Origin of the sequence: Micromonospora wenchangensis, assembly GCF_002210435.1 — a bacterium.
GTDB classification, from domain to species: domain Bacteria; phylum Actinomycetota; class Actinomycetes; order Mycobacteriales; family Micromonosporaceae; genus Micromonospora; species Micromonospora wenchangensis.
This window is the reverse complement of the sequence record NZ_MZMV01000075.1, coordinates 1-21,390: the sequence shown is the minus strand read 5'-3', so window position 1 is coordinate 21,390 and position 21,390 is coordinate 1. Positions and strand designations below refer to the sequence as shown.

The 21,390-nt window shown below is 73.3% G+C and carries 22 protein-coding genes; 16 read left to right on the top strand and 6 right to left on the bottom strand.

Annotation, left to right across the window (positions count from 1 at the left end; genetic code table 11):
- Window positions 1–176 precede the first annotated feature (176 nt).
- Window positions 177–500, top strand: a complete 324-nt coding sequence (locus B5D80_RS28900) for a TraR/DksA family transcriptional regulator (protein ID WP_088647093.1) — start codon at window positions 177–179, stop codon at window positions 498–500.
- A gap of 348 nt (window positions 501–848) precedes the next feature.
- Window positions 849–1,775 carry a diacylglycerol kinase family protein gene (locus tag B5D80_RS28895; RefSeq protein WP_088647092.1) on the top strand — a complete coding sequence of 309 codons (927 nt, stop codon included), beginning with the start codon at window positions 849–851 and terminating at the stop codon, window positions 1,773–1,775.
- Here the strand turns inward: B5D80_RS28895 and B5D80_RS28890 are convergent.
- Window positions 1,738–2,628 (bottom strand): EamA family transporter, encoded by an 891-nt coding sequence (locus B5D80_RS28890; protein WP_245855046.1) that lies wholly within the window; start codon window positions 2,626–2,628, stop codon window positions 1,738–1,740. The two genes, B5D80_RS28895 and B5D80_RS28890, sit on opposite strands and share 38 nt — an antisense overlap.
- Entirely contained in the window at window positions 2,625–3,392 is a 768-nt protein-coding gene (locus tag B5D80_RS28885) for an HAD family hydrolase (RefSeq protein ID WP_425437280.1), read from the bottom strand. Before B5D80_RS28885 ends, B5D80_RS28890 begins: the two co-directional genes overlap by 4 nt.
- Before the next feature lie 86 nt (window positions 3,393–3,478).
- On the opposite strand from B5D80_RS28885, the gene B5D80_RS28880 reads away from it, so the two are divergent.
- Both B5D80_RS28880 and B5D80_RS28875 read left to right on the top strand, forming a co-directional pair.
- Window positions 3,479–6,277: a DEAD/DEAH box helicase gene (locus B5D80_RS28880; RefSeq protein WP_088647091.1), complete on the top strand. Its 2,799-nt coding sequence runs from the start codon at window positions 3,479–3,481 to the stop codon at window positions 6,275–6,277.
- A 167-nt stretch (window positions 6,278–6,444) separates the two neighbouring features.
- A complete protein-coding gene (locus B5D80_RS28875) occupies window positions 6,445–7,332 on the top strand; it encodes an MHYT domain-containing protein (protein WP_088647090.1) in 888 nt (295 codons plus the stop codon).
- Between the two features lie 25 nt (window positions 7,333–7,357).
- On the opposite strand, the gene B5D80_RS28870 is transcribed toward B5D80_RS28875, so the two are convergent.
- On the bottom strand, window positions 7,358–8,311 hold the full coding sequence (locus B5D80_RS28870; RefSeq protein ID WP_088647101.1) for a 5'-3' exonuclease: 954 nt from the start codon (window positions 8,309–8,311) through the stop codon (window positions 7,358–7,360).
- An 86-nt stretch (window positions 8,312–8,397) separates the two neighbouring features.
- On the opposite strand from B5D80_RS28870, the gene B5D80_RS28865 reads away from it, so the two are divergent.
- A complete protein-coding gene (locus tag B5D80_RS28865) occupies window positions 8,398–9,465 on the top strand; it encodes a DUF4037 domain-containing protein (RefSeq protein ID WP_088647089.1) in 1,068 nt (355 codons plus the stop codon).
- A gap of 26 nt (window positions 9,466–9,491) precedes the next feature.
- On the opposite strand, the gene B5D80_RS28860 is transcribed toward B5D80_RS28865, so the two are convergent.
- Window positions 9,492–10,607 (bottom strand): glycoside hydrolase family 5 protein, encoded by a 1,116-nt coding sequence (locus tag B5D80_RS28860; RefSeq protein WP_088647088.1) that lies wholly within the window; start codon window positions 10,605–10,607, stop codon window positions 9,492–9,494.
- Window positions 10,608–10,793: 186 nt separating this feature from the next.
- Here B5D80_RS28860 and B5D80_RS28855 point away from each other — a divergent pair, with 186 nt between their 5' ends.
- Genes B5D80_RS28855 through B5D80_RS28845 form a run of 3 tightly spaced genes read left to right on the top strand, consistent with a single transcriptional unit; the run spans window position 10,794 to window position 12,712 of the window.
- Complete coding sequence (locus B5D80_RS28855) at window positions 10,794–11,936, top strand: acyl-CoA dehydrogenase family protein (RefSeq protein WP_088647087.1); 1,143 nt, start codon at window positions 10,794–10,796, stop codon at window positions 11,934–11,936.
- Between the two features lie 9 nt (window positions 11,937–11,945).
- Window positions 11,946–12,161 (top strand): DUF433 domain-containing protein, encoded by a 216-nt coding sequence (locus tag B5D80_RS28850; RefSeq protein WP_088647100.1) that lies wholly within the window; start codon window positions 11,946–11,948, stop codon window positions 12,159–12,161.
- A gap of 59 nt (window positions 12,162–12,220) precedes the next feature.
- Entirely contained in the window at window positions 12,221–12,712 is a 492-nt protein-coding gene (locus B5D80_RS28845; protein WP_088647086.1) for an Lrp/AsnC family transcriptional regulator, read from the top strand.
- 7 nt (window positions 12,713–12,719) lie between these two features.
- Here the strand turns inward: B5D80_RS28845 and B5D80_RS28840 are convergent, their stop codons facing one another.
- Complete coding sequence (locus tag B5D80_RS28840) at window positions 12,720–13,286, bottom strand: histidine phosphatase family protein (RefSeq protein ID WP_088647085.1); 567 nt, start codon at window positions 13,284–13,286, stop codon at window positions 12,720–12,722.
- A 193-nt stretch (window positions 13,287–13,479) separates the two neighbouring features.
- On the opposite strand from B5D80_RS28840, the gene B5D80_RS28835 reads away from it, so the two are divergent.
- Window positions 13,480–13,671 carry a CsbD family protein gene (locus B5D80_RS28835; protein ID WP_088647084.1) on the top strand — a complete coding sequence of 64 codons (192 nt, stop codon included), beginning with the start codon at window positions 13,480–13,482 and terminating at the stop codon, window positions 13,669–13,671.
- 65 nt (window positions 13,672–13,736) lie between these two features.
- Window positions 13,737–14,072 (top strand): YnfA family protein, encoded by a 336-nt coding sequence (locus B5D80_RS28830; RefSeq protein WP_088647083.1) that lies wholly within the window; start codon window positions 13,737–13,739, stop codon window positions 14,070–14,072.
- A gap of 54 nt (window positions 14,073–14,126) precedes the next feature.
- Here B5D80_RS28830 and B5D80_RS28825 read toward each other — a convergent pair whose 3' ends face one another.
- Window positions 14,127–15,533, bottom strand: a complete 1,407-nt coding sequence (locus B5D80_RS28825; protein WP_425437279.1) for a KamA family radical SAM protein — start codon at window positions 15,531–15,533, stop codon at window positions 14,127–14,129.
- 162 nt (window positions 15,534–15,695) lie between these two features.
- Here B5D80_RS28825 and kdd point away from each other — a divergent pair, with 162 nt between their 5' ends.
- The 6 genes from kdd to B5D80_RS28795 form a co-directional block, all read left to right on the top strand.
- The gene (gene kdd / locus B5D80_RS28820; protein ID WP_088647082.1) at window positions 15,696–16,757 is read left to right on the top strand and encodes an L-erythro-3,5-diaminohexanoate dehydrogenase; all 1,062 of its coding nucleotides are present in this window, start codon (window positions 15,696–15,698) and stop codon (window positions 16,755–16,757) included.
- Window positions 16,758–16,762: 5 nt separating this feature from the next.
- Window positions 16,763–18,328, top strand: coding sequence for an amidohydrolase (locus tag B5D80_RS28815; protein WP_088647081.1), 1,566 nt, complete (start codon window positions 16,763–16,765; stop codon window positions 18,326–18,328).
- Window positions 18,329–18,392: 64 nt separating this feature from the next.
- Entirely contained in the window at window positions 18,393–19,952 is a 1,560-nt protein-coding gene (kamD, locus tag B5D80_RS28810; RefSeq protein ID WP_088647097.1) for a lysine 5,6-aminomutase subunit alpha, read from the top strand.
- Entirely contained in the window at window positions 19,949–20,758 is an 810-nt protein-coding gene (kamE, locus tag B5D80_RS28805; RefSeq protein ID WP_281253506.1) for a lysine 5,6-aminomutase subunit beta, read from the top strand. The genes kamD and kamE overlap by 4 nt, the downstream gene beginning before the upstream one ends.
- Window positions 20,755–21,147 (top strand): 3-aminobutyryl-CoA ammonia lyase, encoded by a 393-nt coding sequence (kal, locus tag B5D80_RS28800; protein ID WP_088647080.1) that lies wholly within the window; start codon window positions 20,755–20,757, stop codon window positions 21,145–21,147. The genes kamE and kal overlap by 4 nt, the downstream gene beginning before the upstream one ends.
- Window positions 21,144–21,390, top strand: a 247-nt coding sequence (locus B5D80_RS28795; protein WP_211291692.1) for a glutamate mutase L, incomplete at its 3' end; no start/stop codon positions are given. The genes kal and B5D80_RS28795, both read left to right, overlap by 4 nt.

Genomic DNA, 21,390 nt, shown 5'->3' with positions numbered 1-21,390 from the left:
AGCCCCCGCCCGACCGCCACCGGTGTCCCGGTGGCGGTGGTCGTGGTCGGCCGGGGGCGGCCGAGCCCGATCCCCGCCGGGCGTGGCCCACCCGAGGAACGCGCATCCTCCGGAACGGCCACCAGGGCGAAGCCAGCAGGCTTCGGCCCTTTTTCTTTTTCCGAAAGGACCCGTCCATGAGCACCGATCTGCACGATCAGGCCGACCAGCACCGGCTGACCATGCTCCGGCAGAGCCTCACCGACCAGTTCGCGTCGCAGACCGCCCGGTTGACCGAGTTGACCGCGGACACCGGCGACCCGGCCGAGGCGCACACCCGGGGCGCGCTGATCGCGGCCACCCGGCAGAGCCTGGACCACCTGGCCGGCGCGCTGCGCAGGATCGCCGAGGGGAGCTACGGCCGCTGCGAACGCTGCCAGGTGGCGATCCCCGCCGAACGGCTGGAGGTGCTGCCGCAGGCCCGCTTCTGCGTCCCCTGCCAGCAGAAGGCCCACGGCTGACCCGTCCGACCCGGACCCGGCGCGGCGGTGGCGTGCGCCACCGCCGGCTCCGGTCGGCGGCCGGGGCGGTGGCGGACCGACTGTCCGGCGTGACGTCGCTGACGCCGATCGTCCGGACCCGCTTCACGGCGTGACCGTGTGCACCGCGCCGACCCGCAGGAACTCCAGGCGCTCGGCGGCGAGAGCATGACGGCCACCCCGTTTTCCCCTGCCGAGCGGGCCGTAGCTGAGGGAAACGACAGGCCGCCAGTTCCACCTAGCAGCCTAGGATGCCTTAGGGGTGGTGGCCCGCCCCACCCGCCGAGATGGGGGATCGGGGTCGGCCCACGGGCCGGTCGGGCCGGTACGGTGCTCGCCGTGACCGCAGACGATCGTCGGACGACCGGCCCGGTCGCCGTGCTCGCCAACCCCGTCGCCGGCCGGGGCCGGCACCGGGCGCTGCTGCCCCGGGTCCTCGACGGCCTCGCGGCAGCCGGCCGCCCGGTGGAACTGCTCACCGCGCACGACCCCACCGGGGCGGAGGCGGCCTGCCACGCCGCGGTCGCCGCCGGGGTGTCCGCGCTGGTCGCGGTCGGTGGCGACGGCACGGTCCACCGCGCGCTCCAGGCGGTCGGCGGTACGGCGGTGCCGTTCGCCCCGGTGCCGGTCGGCACCGGCAACGACTTCGCCGCCGACGCGGGTTTCCCGGCCGATCCGCTCGCCGCCGTCGCGGTGATCGCCGACGCGCTGCGGGCCGGCCGTACCCGCCCGGTCGACCTGGCCCGGATGACCGGCGGCGACGGCACCGACCGCTGGTACGGGGCGGTCCTCGCCGCCGGCTTCGACGCGATCGTCAACGAGCGGGCCAACCGGATGCGCTGGCCGCGCGGCCCCCGCCGCTACGACCTGGCGATCCTCGTCGAGCTGGCCCGGTTGCGTCCGCGCCGCTACACGCTGCGCCTCGACGGCGTCGGGCACGAGGTGGACGCGGTACTGGTGGCGGTGGGCAACGGCGCCCGCTACGGGGGCGGCATGCGGATCTGCCCCGCCGCCGACCTCACCGACGGGCTGCTGGACGTGGTGGTCGGCGGCCGCTTCGACAGACGTACCCTGATCCGGGTCAAACCGCGCATCTATGCCGGCACCCATGTGACGCATCCGCTGGCGAGCAGCTTCCGGGCCCGCACCGTGGAACTGGCCGCCGAGGGCATCACCACGTACGCCGACGGGGAACGGTCCCTGGACCTGCCGGTACGGATCAGCGCGGTGCCTCGGGCGGTGCGTCTGCTGCGGTGAGCGGCCCCCGGGGAACGGCGGCGCGGACCGCGCCGATGCTGGCGACGACCACCAGGCCGATCGCCAGCACCTCGACCGGGTGCAGGTCCTGCCCCAGGATCAGCCAGCCGGCGAGCGCGGCGAGCGCCGGACCGAGGCTCATCAGCACGGCGAAGGTCGAGGTGGCCAGCCGGCGCAGGGCCAGCAGTTCCAGCGTGTAGGGCAGCACCGAGGCGAGCAGCGCCAACCCGGCCCCGAGGGTCAGCACCCCCGGATGCCACAGCCGCGCCCCGGCGTCGGCCAGGCCGAACGGCAGGGACAGCAGCGCGGCCAGGGCGAGGGCGAGGGCCAGCCCGTCGGCCCGGGGGAACCGACCGCCGACCCGCGCGGAACTGACGATGTACGCGGCCCACAGCGCGCCCGCCGCGAGCGCGAGGCCGACGCCGACGGGGTCCAGCCGGTCGAAGCCGCCCTGGCCCAGCAGCGCCACCCCGGCCAGCGCGAGACCCGCCCAGCACCAGGCCGTCCACCGGCGGGCGGTCAGCACCGACAGGGTCAGCGGCCCGAGCACCTCCAGGGTCACCGCCGGGCCGAGCGGGATCCGCTCGATGGCCTGGTAGAAGACCGAGTTCATGCCGGCCAGGGCGAGCCCGAACGCGCCCACGGCCAGCCAGTCGGCCCGGTCGTGTCCGCGTAGCCGGGGGCGGCACACCAGCAGCATCAGCACCGCCCCGATGGCCAGCCGCAGGGTGACCGTGCCGGGGACGCCGACCCGGGGGAAGAGCAGCGCGGCGACGGCGGACCCGAAGTGCACCGACAACGCCCCGCCGAGCACCAGCCCGACCGCCGTCGCCCGGCCGGACGAGCCGGTCACGGGGAGGGCAGGGCCAGGTCGAGCACGGAGCCGAGACCGCTGGGGCGGCCCGGTCCGGCGGCCGGCAGCACCAGCACCCCGCAGCCGGCGGCGGCCGCCCCGGCGTCGGCCGGGGTGTCCCCGACCATCAGGGTCCGCTCCGGGTCCACCCGCAGCATCCCGCAGGCGCGCAGGAAGATGCCCGGGTCCGGCTTGCACCGCCCCACCTCGTACGACAGCGCGTACGCGTCGACCAGGTCGGCCAGGCCCCAGGCTGCGAAGAGGGGTCGGATGTCGAAGCCGATGTTGCTGACCACCGCCACCGGGACGCCGGCGTCGCGGAGCGCGGTGAGCACCGGCGCGGTGTCCGGGTAGGGCACCCAGCCGTCCGGCCCGAGCACCCGTTCGTAGAGCGCCTCGGCGAAGCCCTCGATCCCGGCGTCGACCGTCTCGGCCAGGCCGGTGTACGCGGCCCGGTGGGCGTGTTCGTAGAGGTCCCGGTCGGCCCAGAGTTCGGCGAGCCGGGGCGGTACCCGGGCCGGCAGCGGGCCGCCGGCCCGGCCGGCGGTGAGCAGCCGGTCGGCAAGCGCGGTGGCCCGCATCCGTTCCAGCTCGACGCCGCACGTCGCGGCGGCGGCGACCACCCAGTCGTGGGCCGGTTCGACCTGGGCGAGGGTGCCGTGGAAGTCGAAGAGCACCGCCTCCACGCGATGGCGGGACGCGCCCGCCCGGGTGGCGTGCGTGACGCCGTTCGGGGTCTGGGACGGTTCGGCATGATCCGGCACGTCGTGCACCCTACCGACCCGCCCCGACCCCCGTGCCGGACGGCCTTGGGGGGTGGGTGTCGGTGGTACCGATTAATCTTGCTGACATGTCGAGCCCCGCCGAGCGGTACGCCGAGGCACGTCGCCGGGCTGCCCAGGCCGCCCAGTTCCCGGCCCTGGAAGAGTTCACCCTCGACCTGGGGTTCGACCTCGACGACTTCCAGCGTGAGGCCTGCCAGTCGCTGGAGCGGGGCAGCGGGGTGCTGGTCTGCGCCCCGACCGGGGCGGGCAAGACGGTGGTCGGTGAGTTCGCCGTGCACCTGGCGTTGCGGGGCGTGCCGGGTGCGGCGTCGCCGGCCGCGGACGCGCCGCCCGCCGCCCGGCGCAAGTGCTTCTACACCACGCCGATCAAGGCGCTGTCCAACCAGAAGTACCACGACCTGGTGCAGCGTTACGGTGCCGCGCAGGTCGGGCTGCTCACCGGCGACAACGCGATCAACGGGGACGCCCCGGTGGTGGTGATGACCACCGAGGTGCTGCGCAACATGCTCTACGCCGGTTCGGCGACCCTGGCCGGCCTGGCCTACGTGGTGATGGACGAGGTGCACTACCTGGCCGACCGGTTCCGGGGCGGGGTCTGGGAAGAGGTGATCATCCACCTGCCGTCCTCGGTCACCCTGGTGTCGCTGTCGGCGACGGTCTCCAATGCCGAGGAGTTCGCCGACTGGCTGGTCACGGTGCGCGGTGAGACGGCGGTGGTGGTCAGCGAGCACCGGCCGGTGCCGTTGTGGCAGCACATGCTGGTCGGCCGGCGGATGTTCGACCTGTTCCACGACGCCGACGCGGCCCGCAAGCACGACGTGCACCCGGAGCTGCTGCGCTACACCCGGGAGCAGACCCGTCGGCTGGAGCTGGGGGAGGGGCGCGGCGCCGGTCCCGGCGGCGGTCGGCGTGGCCCGCGCTGGCGGGGGCCGCTGCGTCCGGACATCGTCGACCGGCTCGACCGGGAGGGGCTGCTCCCGGCGATCCTGTTCATCTTCAGCCGGGCCGGGTGCGCCGCCGCCGTGCAGCAGTGCCTGGCGGCCGGGCTGCGGCTGACCTCGGCCGAGGAACGCGCCGAGATCCGTCGGGTGGTGGAGTCCCGGGTCACCGCGATCCCCGGCGAGGACCTGAGCGTGCTGGGCTACTGGGAGTGGCTCGACGGGTTGGAGCGTGGTCTGGCCGCCCACCACGCCGGGATGCTGCCGGTGTTCAAGGAGGTCGTCGAGGAGTTGTTCGTCCGGGGGCTGGTCAAGGCGGTCTTCGCCACCGAGACCCTGGCGTTGGGCATCAACATGCCGGCCCGGTGCGTGGTGCTGGAGCGGCTGGTCAAGTTCAACGGCGAGGCCCACGTCGATCTCACCCCGGGGGAGTACACGCAGCTCACCGGGCGGGCCGGTCGGCGGGGCATCGACGTGGAGGGGCACGCCGTGGTGGTGTGGTCGCCCGAGACGGACCCCCGGCACGTGGCGGGCCTGGCCTCCACCCGTACCTATCCGTTGCGGTCGAGCTTCCGGCCGTCGTACAACATGGCGGTCAACCTGGTCGGCAGCGTGGGGGCCGAGCCGGCCCGCGCGCTGCTGGAGTCGTCGTTCGCCCAGTTCCAGGCGGACCGGTCGGTGGTCGGGCTGGCCCGCCAGGTGCAGCGCAACACCGAGACCATCGACGCGTACGGCGCCGAGGCGGCCTGCCACCAGGGTGACTTCGACGAGTACTTCGCGCTGCGGGTGGCCATCGCCGACCGGGAGCGGGCCATCGCCCGGCAGGGGCAGACCCAGCGCAAGGCCGCCGCGGTGGCGGCGTTGGAGCGGTTGCGGGTGGGTGACGTGATCCGGGTGCCGTCCGGGCGGCGGGCCGGGCTCGCGGTCGTCCTCGATCCGGCGACCGGGGGGTTCGGCGAGCCCCGGCCGTTGGTGCTCACCCAGGACCGCTGGGCGGGTCGGGTCAGTCCCGGGGACTTCACCACCCCGGCCGAGGTGCTGGCCCGGATCCGGGTGCCCAAGCACTTCAACCACCGTTCGCCGGCCGCCCGGCGGGATCTCGCCGCCGAGGTCAGCGGCACCGGGCTGGACCGGCACGGTGGCCGGCGGGGTGGCCGGTCCCGGCAGGCCGCCGGTGAGGACCACCGGCTCAGTCAGCTCCGCACCGAGCTGCGGCGGCATCCCTGTCACGCCTGCCCGGAGCGGGAGGACCACGCCCGGTGGGCGGAGCGGCGTCGGCGGCTGGAGAAGGACACCGACGAGCTGCGGCAGCGGGTGTCGGGGCGGACCGGCTCCCTGGCCCGGACCTTCGACCGGATCGTGGCCCTGCTGACGGCACGGGGTTACCTGTCCGCCGACGGTGGGGTGACCGACGCCGGTCGGATGCTGGGCCGGATCTGGACGGAGGCCGACCTGCTGGTCGCCGAGTGTCTGCGGCGGGGTGTCTGGGACGGCCTGTCCCCGGCGGAGTTGGCCGCCGCCGTCTCGGTGGTGGTGTTCGAGGCCCGGCGGGACGTCGACGAGCGGGCGTCGCTGCCGCGCGGGCCGGTCGCCGACGCGGTCGACGAGACGCTGAAGCTGTGGAGCGAGATCGAGGCCGACGAGGCGCAGCGGGGTCTGACCGCCACCCGGGAGCCGGATCTCGGGTTCGCCTGGCCGATCTACCGGTGGGCGCGAGGGGAGACCCTGGCCAAGGTGCTCGCCAGCGGGCACCAGTTCGACGGGGAGATGCCGGCCGGGGATTTCGTCCGCTGGGCCCGACAGGTCGCCGACCTGCTCGGTCAACTATCCGACTCCGGTGGGGCGTCGACCGAGCTGCGGGCCACCGCCCGGCAGGCGATCGCCGCCGTGAACCGGGGCGTACTCGCCCATTACACCTCCACCTGATCATCACTTTCGGTCACCGTCGGGCGGTGAATCGACGCATCGGACGGTCACCGTGACGGCACCCCCCGGATTGCCGGGGGGCCGCTGTTGCGCCTGCTCGCAGGCTCCCCGATCATTGCTCGGGCGCGGTCGCCTACGCGCCGGTAATGAGTGGGGGGAAGACCGCCGTGGCGGAGATCAATCACTTTGAGTACGGGTGGATCACACCGGCGCTGAGTTACGCGCTGTCCGTGCTCGGTTCGTTCCTCGGTCTGGTCTGTGCCGGGCGGATCCGTACCGCCACCGGTTCCGGTCAGCGCTTCTGGTGGGGCCTGCTGGCCGCCTGGGCGATCGGTGGCACCGCGATCTGGGCGATGCACTTCATGGCCATGCTCGGGTTCGCGGTCACCGGCACCCGGATCCGGTACGACGTGCCGCTGACCGCCGCGAGCACGGTGATCGCCGTCACCGCCGTCGGGATCGGCCTGGCCATCGTCGGCACCGGCCGGCTCGGCGCGGCGAAGGTCCTCGGCGGTGGCCTGTTCACCGGGATCGGCGTCGCGGCCATGCACTACACCGGGATGGCCGCGATGCGGCTCAACGGCGACCTTAACTACGACGCCACCCGGGTCGGGCTGTCGGTGGTCATCGCCATCGTCGCGGCCACCGTGGCGCTGTGGTTGGCGATGACCGTCCGCCGGGGCCTGGCGATCGCCGGTTCCGCCCTGCTGATGGGGGTGGCGGTCAACGGCATGCACTTCACCGGGATGAGCGCCCTGTCGGTGCACCTGCACGGGCAGCGCGGCGAGGTGACCGGTGCCGGGGTGAGCACCCTGCTGGTGCCGATCGTCCTCGCGGTGATCTTCGTGGTGGTGGGGTTGGTGTACGCGCTGCTGGCCGCGCCCACCGACGACGACCGGGCCGCCGCCGCCTACCTGCAGGCCCGGCAGGTCGACGCGCCGGCCGTCGAACCGCAGACGGCCCCCGACCCGGTGGGCCTGCGCGCCCGGTCGACCACCCTGGGCCGGCCGGGTACCCCGTTCCCGTCCCGCCGGGACGCCCCACCGCCACGCTGACCGGCGTCGGGACGCCGGCGGCCGGTCAGGGCCGCGCGGCGAGGGCGTCGACCAGTCGCCGGCACGAGCCGGCCAGGTTCCACCGCTGGGCCAGCTCCAGCAGCCGGTCGGGGTCGGCGGGCGCCGTCGGCAGCGTGGTCGGCAGTGCCGGCAGCGGAACGTCGGTGGCGACCCGGACCACCTTCGGGGCGACCGCCAGGTAGTCGCGGGCACCGTCGAGTTTGGCGCGCAGCCCCGGGGCGAACCCGGAGCCGGGCTCGTCGAGCGCGGCGAGGATGCCGGGCAGGCCACCGTAGCGGTCGATCAGCCGGGCGGCCGTCTTCTCGCCCACCCCGGGCACCCCGGGCAGGCCGTCGCTCGGGTCACCGCGCAGGGCGGCGAAGTCGGCGTACCGGTCGGCGGGCACACCGTAGCGGGCCCGGACGGCGGCGTCGTCGCAGTCGTCGAGCTTGGCCACCCCACGACCGATGTAGAGCAGCCGGACCCGGCGCTCGTCGTCGACGAGCTGGAACAGGTCCCGGTCGCCGGAGACCACCTCCACCGGGCCGGGCTGGGTGACCGACAGGGTGCCCAGCACGTCGTCGGCCTCGTAGCCGGTCGCGCCGACGGCGGTGATGCCGATCGCGGCCAGCACGTCGAGGATCACCGGCACCTGCGGGGAGAGGGTGTCCGGCACCTCCTCGCCGCCGGCCGGGGCGACCCGGTGCGCCTTGTACGACGGCAGCAGCTCGACCCGCCAGGCGGGCCGCCAGTCGTGGTCGAGCGCGCAGACCATCCGGTCGGGCCGGCGGGTGCGGACCAGTTGGGCGAGCATGTCGAGGAACCCGCGCACGGCGTTGACCGGCTGGCCGTCGTCGGTCCGCGCCGCCGACTCGGGTACCCCGAAGTAGGCCCGGAAGTAGAGGCTGGGCGCGTCGATCAGCAGGATCGGCTGTTGGTCTGCCACGCCCGACAGCCTGGCACACCCCACCGACGACATGGGGGACGCCCACCGGCCGTACGCCACGGTCGGCACTGCGGGAAACCGGCGTGACGGCACGGTGGCCGCCGGGTGAGACTGCGGGCATGGAGTTCGTGCCCGGTCTGGTGCTGTGCCGGCGTTTCCACGACGAGGTCGTCGGGCCGTTGCTGGCGCGGCACCTGCCGGGTCTGCGTTATTCCGCCGGGCTGCTCGACGGCGGTTCGGAGCTGCTGGGTCTGGACACCGAACGCTCGACCGACCACGACTGGGGTCCCCGGGCGCAGGTGTTCCTCGCCGACGCGGCCGAGGTGGCGTCGGCGCGGGCGGCGCTGGCCGACCTGCCGGCCTCGTTCCTGGGCCGGCCGACCCGGTTCCTCAGTTGGCCGACCGCCCGGCTGGGGGTGCCCGACGTCGCCGGGGACCGCAGCGGGGTGCAGGTGTTCGCATGGCGGGACTGGCTGCGGGGCCGGCTCGGCTTCGATCCGACCGTCGCGGTCACCACCGACGACTGGCTGTCCCTGCCGACCCAGCGGCTGGCCGAGCTGACCGGCGGGGCGGTGTTCCACGACGGCCTGTCCGGCGCGGTCGGCGCGGTCCGGGCCGCCCTGGCCTGGTATCCGGACGACGTGTGGCGGCACGTGCTGGCCGCCGGGTGGACCCGGGTGGGGCACGCCGAACACCTGGTCGGCCGGTGCGCGGAGGTGGGTGACGTGCTGGGCAGCCGGCTGGTGGCGGCCCGCGTCGCCCGGGACCTGATGCGGCTGGGCCTGCTGGCCCGTCGCCGCTGGCCGCCGTACGACAAGTGGCTCGGCAGTGTGTTCGCCGCGCTGCCGGACGCCGGCCCGGTGGTGGCGGCGCTGGCGGACGCGCTCGGGCCGGGTGACTGGCCGCACCGGCAGGCGGGGCTGGTGCGGGCGCTGGAGACGGTCGCCGGGTGGACCGACGACACCGGGCTGGCCGGGCCGGTCGACGTCGCGGCCCGGCCCTTCCACGGGCGGCCCTTCCTGGTGCTGGACGCGCCGCGCCTGGCCACCGCGCTGCGGGCCGCGATCGTCGACCCGGCGCTGCGGGACCGGCCGCTGGTCGGCGCGGTGGACCAGTACGTCGACAGTGTGGACGTGCTGACCCACGCCGACCGGGTCCGCCGGGTCGGCAGCGCCGTCACCGGCTGATGGACCCGTCGGCGTGGGCCGGCGGGTCAGCGCCGCAGCCGGGTGCGGATGAACTCCCCGGACTCGGTCAGCACGGTGGTGCCGGTGAAGTCGGTGCCGGCGCAGGTGCCCCGCCGGAACACCGAGTTGCTCTCCGGGCCGTCGGAGTAGCTCCACATCGCGTAGCTGATCCTCAGGCGTTGCAGCAGGTCCAGCCAGGTGGTGGCGCTGTCCAGGTCGTTGGGCCCGTCGCCGGTGAAGGTCTGGGTGCCGAACTCGCTGACGAACAGCGGCAGGCTGCGGGCGGCCCGGGTCACCGTCTCGCGTTGCAGGTCCCGGTGGGACGCGGCGTAGAAGTGGAACGTGTACATGATGTTCCCGGCGTCGACCGGGTCGTCGGTCACCTCGGTCTCGTCGGCGCCCTCGGAGACGCCGAGCGAGGAGAAGCCCCGGGTGCCGACCAGCACCACGCTGTCCGGGTCGGCGGCCCGGATCACCGGGATGACCTGTTCGGCGTAGCTCTTGATGGTGGCCCAGTCGACCCCGTTGGGTTCGTTGGCGATCTCCCAGAGCACGTTGGTCCGTGCGGCGTGCCGGGCGGCGACCTCGGCGAAGAACGACCGGGCCCGGTCCAGGTTGACCAGCGGGTCGCCGGGGGTCAGGACGTGGAAGTCGACCACCACGTAGAGGCCGAGCGCGCTGGCGGTCTCCACCGCCTCGTCGACCCGGCGGGTGAAGCCGGCCGGGTCGGTTGCGAACCCTCCCTCCTGGACGTACATCGCCACCCGGACGAAGTCGGCCCGCCAGTCGGTGCGCAGGGCGGCCAGCGAGTCGGGGTTGAGGCAGTCCGGGAAGAACTGGAGGCCGTGGCTGCTCATCCCGCGCAACTGGACCGGCTCGCCGGCCGCGTCGCACAGGTGCACCCCGCACACCCGTAGCCGGCCGTGCCGGTCCACCGGGGACCCGACGGGCGCGGCGGCGGGTGTCGTGGCGGCGGCGGTGGCCGGTGGCGCGGCGGGCGTCCCGGTGCCGGCCGGGCTGGTGGCGGCCGGTGGTGCGGCGTCGGTCTCGGCGTTCGCGGTGGGGACGGTCAGGGCCGCCCAGCCGGCGACGAGCGCGGCGAGGGCCACCCCCGTCGAGGTCAGTGCTGCGCGTCGGTGCATGGGGACTCCGGTCGGGCTCGTCGGGACCGGGGAAGGCGTCAGGTGGTACGCAGCCGGGGCGGGCGCGGTTCACCGGGTGCCGGCCCACACCGGACTGGGCCCTGACCCGAACGACCGTTAAGCTGACGGGGTGACGCCCGACGGACGACGGGCGACGGCTCACCCACCTCTGGAGCTCATCGCGCTATGACTGTCGACCGCATCCTCCCCACCGACGAGGCCCACGACCTGCTCGACCTCGCCACCGAACTGGCCGACCGGGAACTCGCGCCCCGGGCCGCCGGCTTCGAGGATCGCGCCGAGTTCCCCCGCGAGGTGCTGCGCACCCTGGGTCGGGCCGGCCTGCTGGGCCTGCCGTACGCCGAGGAGCACGGCGGCGCGGCCCAGCCGTACGAGGTCTACCTCCAGGTGCTGGAGATCCTCGCCGGCCGGTGGCTCGCGGTCGCCGAGGCGGTCAGCGTGCACACCCTGTCCTGCTACCCGCTCGCCGAGTTCGGCACCGACGCCCAACGCAAGCTGCTGCCGGAGCTGGTGGGTGGGGAACTGCTCGGGGCGTACTGCCTGTCGGAGCCGCAGGGCGGCTCGGACGCCGCCGCGTTGACCACCAGGGCGGTCCGCGACGGCGACGACTACCGGGTCACCGGGGTCAAGGCGTGGATCACGCACGCCCAGGTGGCGGACTTCTACAACGTGTTCTGCCGGACCGGCGGGCCGGGCCCGAAGGGCATCTCCTGCCTGCTGGCCGACCGGGGCACGCCGGGCATCGCACCGCAGGCGGCCGAGCGGACGATGGGGCTGCGTTCGTCGCCGGTGGCGCAGATCGCCTTCGACGACGCCCGGGTGCCGGCCGAGCGGCTGATCGGCGGGGAGGGCGCGGGCTTCACCATCGCGATGTCCGCGCTGGACTCGGGGCGGCTGGGCATCGCCGCCTGCGCGGTCGGCCTGGCCCAGGCGGCGCTGGACTACGCCGTCGGCTACGCCCGCCAGCGGCAGCAGTTCGGCCGGGCGATCGTCGACTTCCAGGGGCTGGGGTTCCTGCTGGCCGACGCGGCCACCCAGATCTCCGCCGCGCGGGCGCTCACCCTGGCGGCGGCCCGGCTGCGTGACGCCGGCCGGCCGTACTCGATCGAGGCGGCCAAGGCGAAGCTGTTCGCCACCGATGTGGCGATGCGGGTGACCACCGACGCGGTGCAGGTGCTCGGCGGGGCCGGCTACGTGGCCGACCACCCGGTCGAGCGGTACATGCGGGAGGCGAAGGTGCTCCAGATCGTCGAGGGCACCAACCAGATCCAGCGGCTGGTGATCTCCCGGGCGCTGGCGAGGGACTAGCCTGTGCCGGTGACGTTTCCCCGGATCACCATCGACCCCGAGGTGATGGGCGGCGCGCCCTGCGTGCGGCAGTCCCGCGTCCCGGTGGCGACCCTGCTGGCGATGATGGCGGAGGGGATGTCGGTGACGGACATCCTGACCGATCTGCCCTTCCTCGACGAGGAGGATCTGGCCGAGGTGCTCAACTTCGCGGCCGACGCGGTGCGCGACCGGGCGGCCCGCTGAGCGTCACATCGGGCGGGACGTCGTCGCCAGGGGAGCGCTCCACCGGGTAGGTTGCACGGGTGGAGGAGATCGACCGTGCCATCGTCGCCGCGCTGACCGCCGACGGCCGCCTGTCGTACACGGATCTGGCGGAGAGGGTCGGCCTGTCGGTCTCGGCCGTGCACCAGCGGGTCCGCCGGCTGGAACAGCGGGGCGTGATCAACGGGTACACGGCCCGGGTGTCGTTCGAGGCGTTGGACCTGCCGATGACCGCGTTCGTGGCGATCCGGCCGTTCGACCCGTCGCAGCCCGACGACGCGCCGGAGCGGCTGGCCCACCTGCCCGAGATCGACTCCTGCTACTCGGTGGCGGGGGAGGACTTCTATCTGCTCCTGGTGCGGGTGGCCGGGCCGGCCGACCTGGAACGGGTGCTCCAGGAGATCCGCACCGCCGCGAACGTCACCACCCGCACCACGGTGGTGCTGTCCACCCCGTACGAGGGGCGTCCGCCGAAGGTGGCGGTGGGGGAGCTGCGGGGCCGTACCCGCAGCGGCGCGGAGGCCCCGGCCTAGCTGCCACTCAGCGGCCGTTCCAGCGCAGGATCACCGGGCGGCCGTGTTCGTGGCCGAGGACGCTGACGGTGGCGGTGTCCAGGCGCAGTTTGCCACCGCCGGCGGCGGGCAGGCCGATCCACCGGGCGCCGACCACCCGCAGCAGGTGGGCGTGCCCGACCAGCCCGACGTCACCCTGGGCCAGCAGTGGCGTGAGCCGGGCGAGCAGCCGGTCGACCCGGGCCCCGACCTGGTCGGGGGACTCCCCGTCGGGGCAGCCGTCGGTCCAGATGTCCCAGTCGGGGCGCTCGGTGTGGATGTCGGCGGTGGTGCGGCCCTCGTACCGGCCGTAGTTCCACTCGGTGAGGTCGTCGTCGGTGTCGTCGACGGTGAGGCCGGCGAGCTGTGCGGTGCGCAGCGCCCGGCGTCGGGGGCTGGCGAGCACGGTGGCGAAGCGCTGCCCGGTCAGCACCCCGGCCAGGGCGCGGGCCTGCCGCTCGCCGTCGGGGGTCAGCTCCAGGTCGGTGTACGAGGTGTGCCGCCGGCTGGCGCTCCACGTCGTCTCGCCGTGCCGGATCAGGATGATCTCGCTCATCCGCCCAGTCAACCAGCATCCGCCCGGTCCCAGCCGGCCACCTATTGTCCTAGGATTCTCTAGAGATGGTGCGCCACGGCGCACCCCTTCCTGACCAGCGCCTACGGCGCGGTTTTGTTTCGGCTCGGCCGGATCGGGGACGCCACTGATACGGGGCAGCGGCCCCGTGACCGCCGCAGCGACAGGAGGCGACATGAGCTTCACCGACAAGGCGAAGAACAAGGCCCAGGAGCTGACCGGCGCCGCGAAGGAGCGGCTCGGCGACATGACCGACAACGAGCGGATGCGGGCCGAGGGCGCCACCGAGCAGAGCGAGGCGCGGGCCCGGCAGGCCGGTGAGCACGTCAAGGACGCCGGTCGGGACGTCCGGGACGCCATGCGCTGACCGGCCTGCACCGGCCGGGTGGCCCCCGGACGCGGTGCGGGGGCCACCCGGGTTAGCGTGCGGGCATGCTGGTCGCCCGTTCGCTGGTGTTGTTCGTCCTGGCCGCGCTCGCCGAGATCGGTGGGGCGTGGCTGATCTGGCAGGGCTGGCGGGAGCACCGGGGCCTGTGGTGGATCGCCGCAGGGGTGCTCGCGTTGGGTGTCTACGGGTTCGTGGCGACGTTCCAGCCGGAGGCGAACTTCGGGCGCATCCTGGCCGCGTACGGCGGGGTGTTCGTGGCGGGGTCGCTCGCCTGGGGGGTGCTGGTCGACGGCTTCCGGCCGGACCGGTGGGACCTGGCGGGCGCGGCGATCTGCCTGCTCGGCGTCGCCGTGATCATGTACGCCCCGCGCGGGGCGTGACGCCCGCCGCCCCCGTGACCGGTCCGGGTCGCGGGGGCGGCGGGGTGGTGCGGGTCAGTCGTCGCGGTGTGCGGCCCACCACTGCTGGCCGGCCTCGGGGAGGGTGTCGATCGGGTCGTAGTAGGCGTAGCGCTTGTTGAGCGCCTCCAGGTCGGCGGACTCGATGGAGGTGCGGTAGTTCTTGGTCCAGTAGGAGATGCCGCGTTCCCGGTCGTACTCGGTGAGCATGTGCACCCAGCGCTTGCCGACGAAGGGCACGTCGCAGACGATCCGGGGGGTGGCGTAGCCGGGCAGGTAGCCCATGATGTCGTGCTGGAGCTGCTGGGCGTGCCAGACGGGGACCCGCCAGTGCTCGGCGTTGGGGATCATGTCGCACATGTAGAAGTAGTACGGCAGGATGCCTGCCTCACCCTGCAGGGCGAAGCACAGGTCGAGCAGGTCGGGGGTGGTGGCGTTGACGCCGCGCATGAGCACGCCCTGGTTGCGGACGTCGCGGACGCCGACGTCGAGGGCGGTCTGGGCGGCCTTCGCGACCAGCGGGGTGATCGACTGGGCGTGGTTGACGTGGGTGTGGATGGCCAGGTTGACGCCGCGTCGGGCGGCGGTGCGGGCGACCCGCTCCAGGCCCTCGACGACGTCGTTCTGCAGCCAGTGCTGGGGCAGGCCCATGAGGGCCTTGGTGGCGAGCCGGATGTCGCGGACGGTTTCGAGTTCGAGCAGCCGCATCAGGTACGACTCGAGGTTGCGCCAGGGGACGTTGGCCACGTCGCCGCCGGAGACGACCACGTCACGGACGCCGGGGTGGGCCTTGAGGTAGCTGATGTGGGCGTCGTAGCGGTCGACGGGCTTGAGGGTGAGCTTGAGCTTGTCGACGGCGGGGGTGGAGTTGCCGACGAGGTCCATCCGGGTGCAGTGGCCGCAGTACTGGGGGCAGGTGGAGAGCAGTTCGGCGAGGACCTTGGTGGGGTAGCGGTGGGTGAGGCCCTCGGCGACCCACATGTCGTGCTCGTGCAGCGAGTCGCGGCTGGCGTAGGGGTGCGAGGGCCAGTCGGTGCGGCGGTCGGCGGCGACGGGGATCATGTAGCGGCGGATCGGGTCGGCGCGGAACGCCTCGGTGGTCATCGGGGCGAACGGCACCATCGTGTTGATCATCTGGGGTGGCACCAGCATCGACATGGTGGCCAGGGCCTGCTGGTCGGCGGCGAGGTCGGTGTAGAAGCTCTCGTCGACGGTGTCGCCGAGGACGGCGCGTAGCTGCTTGATGTTCTTGACGCAGTTGACGCGTTGCCACTGGGCGTTCTCCCACTGTTCGCGGGTGACGTCGCGCCAGCCGGGGAAGCGGGTCCAGTCGGGTTCGACCAGGGGGCTGCGGCGGTATTCGTAGGGCTGCCCGGCGGTGGGTGCGGCGGCGGGGGCGGGGCGGGGCCCGGGGATGGTCGCCATCGGTTGGGTCTGGGTCACGGCCCCTCCTCGTGGTGCGTGTGGCCGGGGTGACCGGCGGGCGATGATCGGTAGATCCCGAAGGCTACTGGAAAATATCCGGCGAAGAAATTAGTCTGCCGTAAGTTTTCCCGCGACGCGAGTCCTGGTCGGGGCTTCGGGCGGTGGAGAGGGGAGGTCGGCGTGACGTCACCGGTGGGTCTGCACCGCGTCGTGGAACCGGCGGGGGTGCTGCCGCAGGCGGCCTGGCGGTTGGACGCCGACCCGCGGATCGCCCCCAACGAGGTGCGGATCCGGGTGGAGCGGCTGAACCTGGACGCGGCGAGTTTCCGGCAGTTGGCGCAGAAGCACGGCGGGGACGGGGAGAAGGTCCGGGCCGAGGTGCTGGAGATCGTGTCGGCGCGGGGCAAGATGCAGAATCCGGTGACCGGGTCGGGTGGGATGCTGATCGGCACCGTGGAGGAGGCCGGCCGGCGGTCGCCGTTGGGGTTGGCGGTGGGTGACCGGGTGGCGACGTTGGTGTCGTTGACGCTGACCCCGCTGGTGATCCTCGACGGGTTGGCCCGCTGGGACGGGCGCAGCGAGCAGGTGCCGTGTGACGGGTACGCGATCCTGTTCGCCCGGTCGATCGCGGCGGTGCTGCCGGCGGATCTGCATCCGGAGTTGGCGTTGGCGGTGCTGGACGTGTGCGGGGCGCCGGCGTTGACGGCCCGGGTGGTCGCCGAGCAGGTGGCGCGGCGGGAGCGGGCCGGTGACGGGTCGCCGGTGACGGTGGCGGTGATCGGTGGGGCGGGCAAGAGCGGGTCGTTGTCGTTGGCGGCGGCGCGGCGGGCGGGTGCCGGTCGTACGGTGGGGGTGGTGCCGGTGGTGGCGGAGCGGGACGCGCTGGTGGCGGCCGGTCTGGCGTCGGTGGTGGCGTTGGCTGACGCCCGGGATCCGGTGGGGGTGTCGTCGGCGGTGACGACGGCGTTGGGTGGGCCGGCGGACGTGACGGTGGTGTGCGTGGACGTGCCGGGGTGTGAGCACGGTGCGGTGTTGGCCACGGCGGACGGCGGCACGGTGATCTTCTTCTCGATGGCGACGAGTTTCGCGGCGGCGGCCCTGGGCGCGGAGGGGTTGGCGGCGGACGTGACGATGCTGGTGGGCAACGGTTACGTGCCGGGGCACGCGGAGTTGGCGTTGGGGTTGGTGCGGTCGGAGCCGGGGGTACGTGGTCTCTTCGCGTCCCGGTTGGCGGCAGACTGAGTGCCATGACGAACCCCTCGACGTTGTACCGCGGTGGAGTGCTGCACTGTCCGGCGGAGCCGAGCGCGACGGCGCTGTTGGTGCGGGACGGGCGGATCGCCTGGTTGGGTGTGGACGCGGACGCGCCGGCGGCCGACCGGGTGGTGGAGTTGGGTGGGGCGCTGGTGACGCCGGCGTTCGTGGACGCGCACGTGCACGCGACGGACACCGGGTTGGTGTTGTCGGGTCTGGATCTGTCGTCGGTGCGGTCGGCGGCGGGGTTGCTGGATGCGGTGGCGGTGTTCGCGGCGGGTCTGCCGTCGGACGCGGTGGTGCTGGGGCACGGCTGGGACGAGTCGGGTTGGGTGGATGCGGCGTTGCCGGACGCGGCGCGGTTGGACCGGGCGGCGGGTGGTCGGCGGGTGTATCTGTCGCAGGCGTCGATCCATTCGGCGTTGGTGTCGCAGGCGTTGCTGGCGGCGTGTCCGCAGGTGGTGGGTTTGCCGGGTTTCGACGCGTCGGGGTGGTTGCGGCGGGACGCGCACCACGTGGTGCGGGCGGCGGCGCGGGCCGGGGTGACGCGGGGGCAGCGGGTGGCGGCGCAGCGGGTGGCGTTGGCGCGGGCGGCGTCGTTGGGGATCGCGTCGGTGCACGAGTGTGGTGGGCCGGAGATCTCCGACGAGGAGGACTTCACGGGTCTGTTGGGTCTGTCGGGTGCGGGGTTGCCGGAGGTGTACGGGTACTGGGGTGAGTTGTCGGGGGCGGCGCGGGCGCGGGAGTTGGGTGCGGTGGGGGCGGGTGGTGACCTGTTCGCGGATGGGGCGTTGGGGTCGCGGACGGCGCACCTGTCGGGGCCGTACCGCGATGGTGAGGGGTGTGGGCACGGGTATCTGAGCGCGGATCAGGTGCGTGATCATCTGGTGGACTGTGCGGCGCACGGGGTGCAGGGCGGTTTCCACGCGATCGGTGACGCGGCGATCGCGACGGTGCTGGAGGGCTTCGCGGCGGCGGTGGCCCGGTTGGGCACGGATCGGGTGCGGGCGGCCCGGCACCGGGTGGAGCACGCGGAGATCATGAGCAAGCGGTTGATCGCCGGGTTCGTGGAGTACGGGATCGTGGCGAGCATGCAGCCGGCGTTCGACCGGTTGTGGGGTGGTGCGGGCCGGATGTACGAGTCGCGGTTGGGGTTGGACCGGGCGTGGGAGTCGAACCCGATGGGGGCGATGCACTCGGTCGGGGTGGCGTTGGCGCTCGGTTCGGATTCGCCGGTGACGCCGATGGATCCGTGGGGTTCGGTGCGGGCTGCGGCGGCGCACCACAATCCGGCGCAGCGGATGAGTGTGCGGGCGGCGTTCGCGGCGCACACCCGGGGCGGCTGGCGGGCGGTGCACCTGGACAACGAGGGTGTGATCGCCAAGGGTGCGCCGGCGACGTTCGCGGTGTGGGACACCCCGGCGGGGGCGGAACGGGGTCTGCCGGTGTTGCAGGCCGAGGATCCGGAGGCGCGGGGTCCGCAGGACCCGACGCCGTTGCCGGTGTGCCGGGCGACGGTGCTGCGCGGTGAGGTCATCTACGAGGAAGGCGTGTCGTGAGCGAGCGGACCATTGGGGTGCCGGCGCGGGTCGGTGCCGTCGTCGAGGGCGGCGGGTCGACGTGGTGAGCGGGAAGCTCGACCTGGATCCGGCGCTGGTGGCGCGGGCGCGGGAGTTGGCGCGGCGGGCCGGGCAGCCGGTGGTGGAGTTGGCGCGGACCCACACCACGGTGTCGGTGGAGCGGGCGGTGCTGCGCCTGGCGGGGGTGGCGGGCGCGGACCCGGACGGTATTCCGTGGGTGAACCGCCTGGTGGATGCGGTGGTCGCGGACGTGGGTCTGGGGCACGGGGTGGCGGTGCCGGTGTTCGACGCGTTGGTGCGGGAGCAGTTGGACGACGTGACGTTGCTGGCGCAGAAGGCGGCGGCGGGGTCGGTGCGGTTCGCGCAGCCGGGCGGGAGGGCTGCCACGGTGGCGCGTCGGGCGTCCCGCCGGGCGGTGGGGGCGGGGATCCGGCAGGTGGACCGGCGGCGGGCAGAGCGGGACCGCCTGGTGAAGCGGTACGGGGATCCGAAGCAGCGGCCGTGGATCTATCTGATCGTGGCGACGGGGGACATCTACGAGGACATTCCGCAGGCGCAGGCGGCGGCGCGGGCGGGTGCGGACGTGATCGCGGTGATCCGGTCGACGGGGCAGTCGTTGCTGGACTACGTGCCGGAGGGGGCGACCCGGGAGGGGTTCGCCGGTACGTATGCGACGCAGGAGAACTTCCGGTTGATGCGGGCGGCGTTGGACGAGACGTCGAAGGAGTTGGGCCGGTACGTGCGGTTGACGAACTACGCGTCGGGGTTGTGCATGCCGGAGATGGCGACGTTGGCGGGCCTGGAGCGGCTGGACATGATGTTGAACGATTCGATGTACGGGATTCTGTTCCGGGACATCAATCCGATTCGGACGTTCGTGGATCAGCGGTTCTCGCGGCAGGTGCACGCGCGGGCGGGGATCATCATCAACACCGGTGAGGACAATTACTTGACCACGGCGGATGCGGTGGACGAGGCGCACACGGTGACGGTGTCGCAGTTGCTGAATGAGTTCTTCGCGCACGAGGCGGGGTTGGCGGACGGGCAGTTGGGGTTGGGGCACGCGTTCGAGATCAACCCGGAGGTGCCGGAGTCGTTCCGGCTGGAGTTGGCGCACGCGTTGCTGGCGCGGGAGTTGTTTCCGGATGCGCCGTTGAAGTGGATGCCGCCGACGAAGCACATGACGGGGGACGTGTTCCGGGGGAATCTGCTGGACGGGTTCTTCAATCTGGTGGGGACGATGACGGGGCAGGGGATCCTGCTGGTGGGGATGATGACCGAGGCGGTGGTGACGCCGTGGTTGTCGGACCGGGACATCGCGTTGCAGAACGTGCGGTACGTGTTGGGTGCGGCGGGCGGGTTGCACGAGGATTTCGTGCCGGCGCCGGGTGGGTTCATCCAGCAGCGGGCGCGCCGGGTGCTGGGTGAGGCGGTGGATCTGCTGGAGCGGATCGGTGACCAGTCGTTGTTGACGGCGATCGCCGAGGGCACGTTCGGGATCATGAAGCGGCCGGCGGACCGGGGCAAGGGCCTGTCCGGGGTGGCGCGGCACGAGGCGGACTACTACAACCCGGCCACGGAGATCCTGGAGCAGTCGGCATGAGTGAGCGCACCGAGCGGAGCGAGGGCCGCGAGCGCAGGCCCGGCCAGCACGGCCCGGGTGGGAAGACGGTCGTGCGGCCGTACGGGGACACGACGGGCGACGGCATGGTGCAGGTGTCGTTCACGTTGCCGGTGTCGCACGACAAGCGGGCCGAGGGTGCGGCGGTGCAGTTGGCGAACAAGATGGGCATCGATCCGGCGATGCTGGTGCACGCGAAGCCGATGAGTGACGGGTTCACGTTCTTCGTGGTGTACGGGCGGGTGAACCATCTGGTTGACCTGGCGGCGGTGCAGGTGGTGGAGCGCGACTATCCGCTGTTGTCGGCCAAGGAGGTCAACGCGGTGGTGAAGCGGCGGTTGCGGCGCAAGCTGTCGGTGGTGGGGGCGTGTATCGGCACGGACGCGCACACGGTGGGCATCGACGCGATCCTCAACGTGAAGGGCATCGCCGGGGAGAAGGGCCTGGAGTACTACCGGGAGTTGAAGGTGTCGAACCTGGGCGCGCAGGTGAGTGTGCCGGAGCTGGTGGAGGCGGCGCGGCGGGAGCGGGCGGATGCGGTGCTGGTGTCGCAGGTGGTGACGCAGCGGGACGCGCACCTGCACAACACGCGGGAGATGTCGGCGGCGTTCCGGGAGGCGATGCCGGCGGGGAGGCGGCCGCTGCTGATCGTGGGTGGGCCGCGGTTCGACGAGACGATGACCGCGGAGCTGGGGGTGGACCGGATCTTCGGTCGGGGCACCACGCCGGGTGAGGTGGCGTCGTACCTGGTGCATGCGTTGGTGACGAGCAGGGAGGCGCGGGGATGAGTGACGCACGGTTGGGGTTGACGGTGACGCACCGGCGGTACGTGCCGTACGCGCACGCCCACTACGCGGGGAACCTGGTGGACGGGGCGTACGTGTTGGGGTTGTTCGGGGACGTGGCGACGGAGGTGTGTATCCGTACCGATGGTGACGAGGGGTTGTTCGCGTCGTATTCGGATGTGCAGTTCGTGTCGTCGGTGCGGGCGGGTGACGTGGTGGAGGTGACGGCGACGGTGGTGCGGGTGGGTACCCGCAGCCGGGGGATCGACTTCGTGGCGCGGGTGGTGTGCCGGGGTCGGCCGGAGCGGGGTGGGTCGGCGGCGGAGGTGTTGGCGGAGCCGGTCGTGGCGGTGACGGCGACGGGCACCGTGGTTGTTCCGGCGGCGGCGTGAGGCTGGCGGTCTGCGCCGACGTCGGGTCGACCTGGACGAAGGCGGCGGTGGTGGATCTGGACGCGGGCCGGTTGGTGGGGGCGGCGTCGGCGCCCACGTCGGTCGGCACGGACGTGCTGCACGGGTTGGACGCGGCGGTGGGCGCGGCGGCCGACGGGGCCGGCGCGGGGCCGGCGGGGGCGTTGCCGTGGTACGTGTGTTCGTCGGCGGGTGGCGGGTTGCGGCTGGCGGTGGTGGGTTACG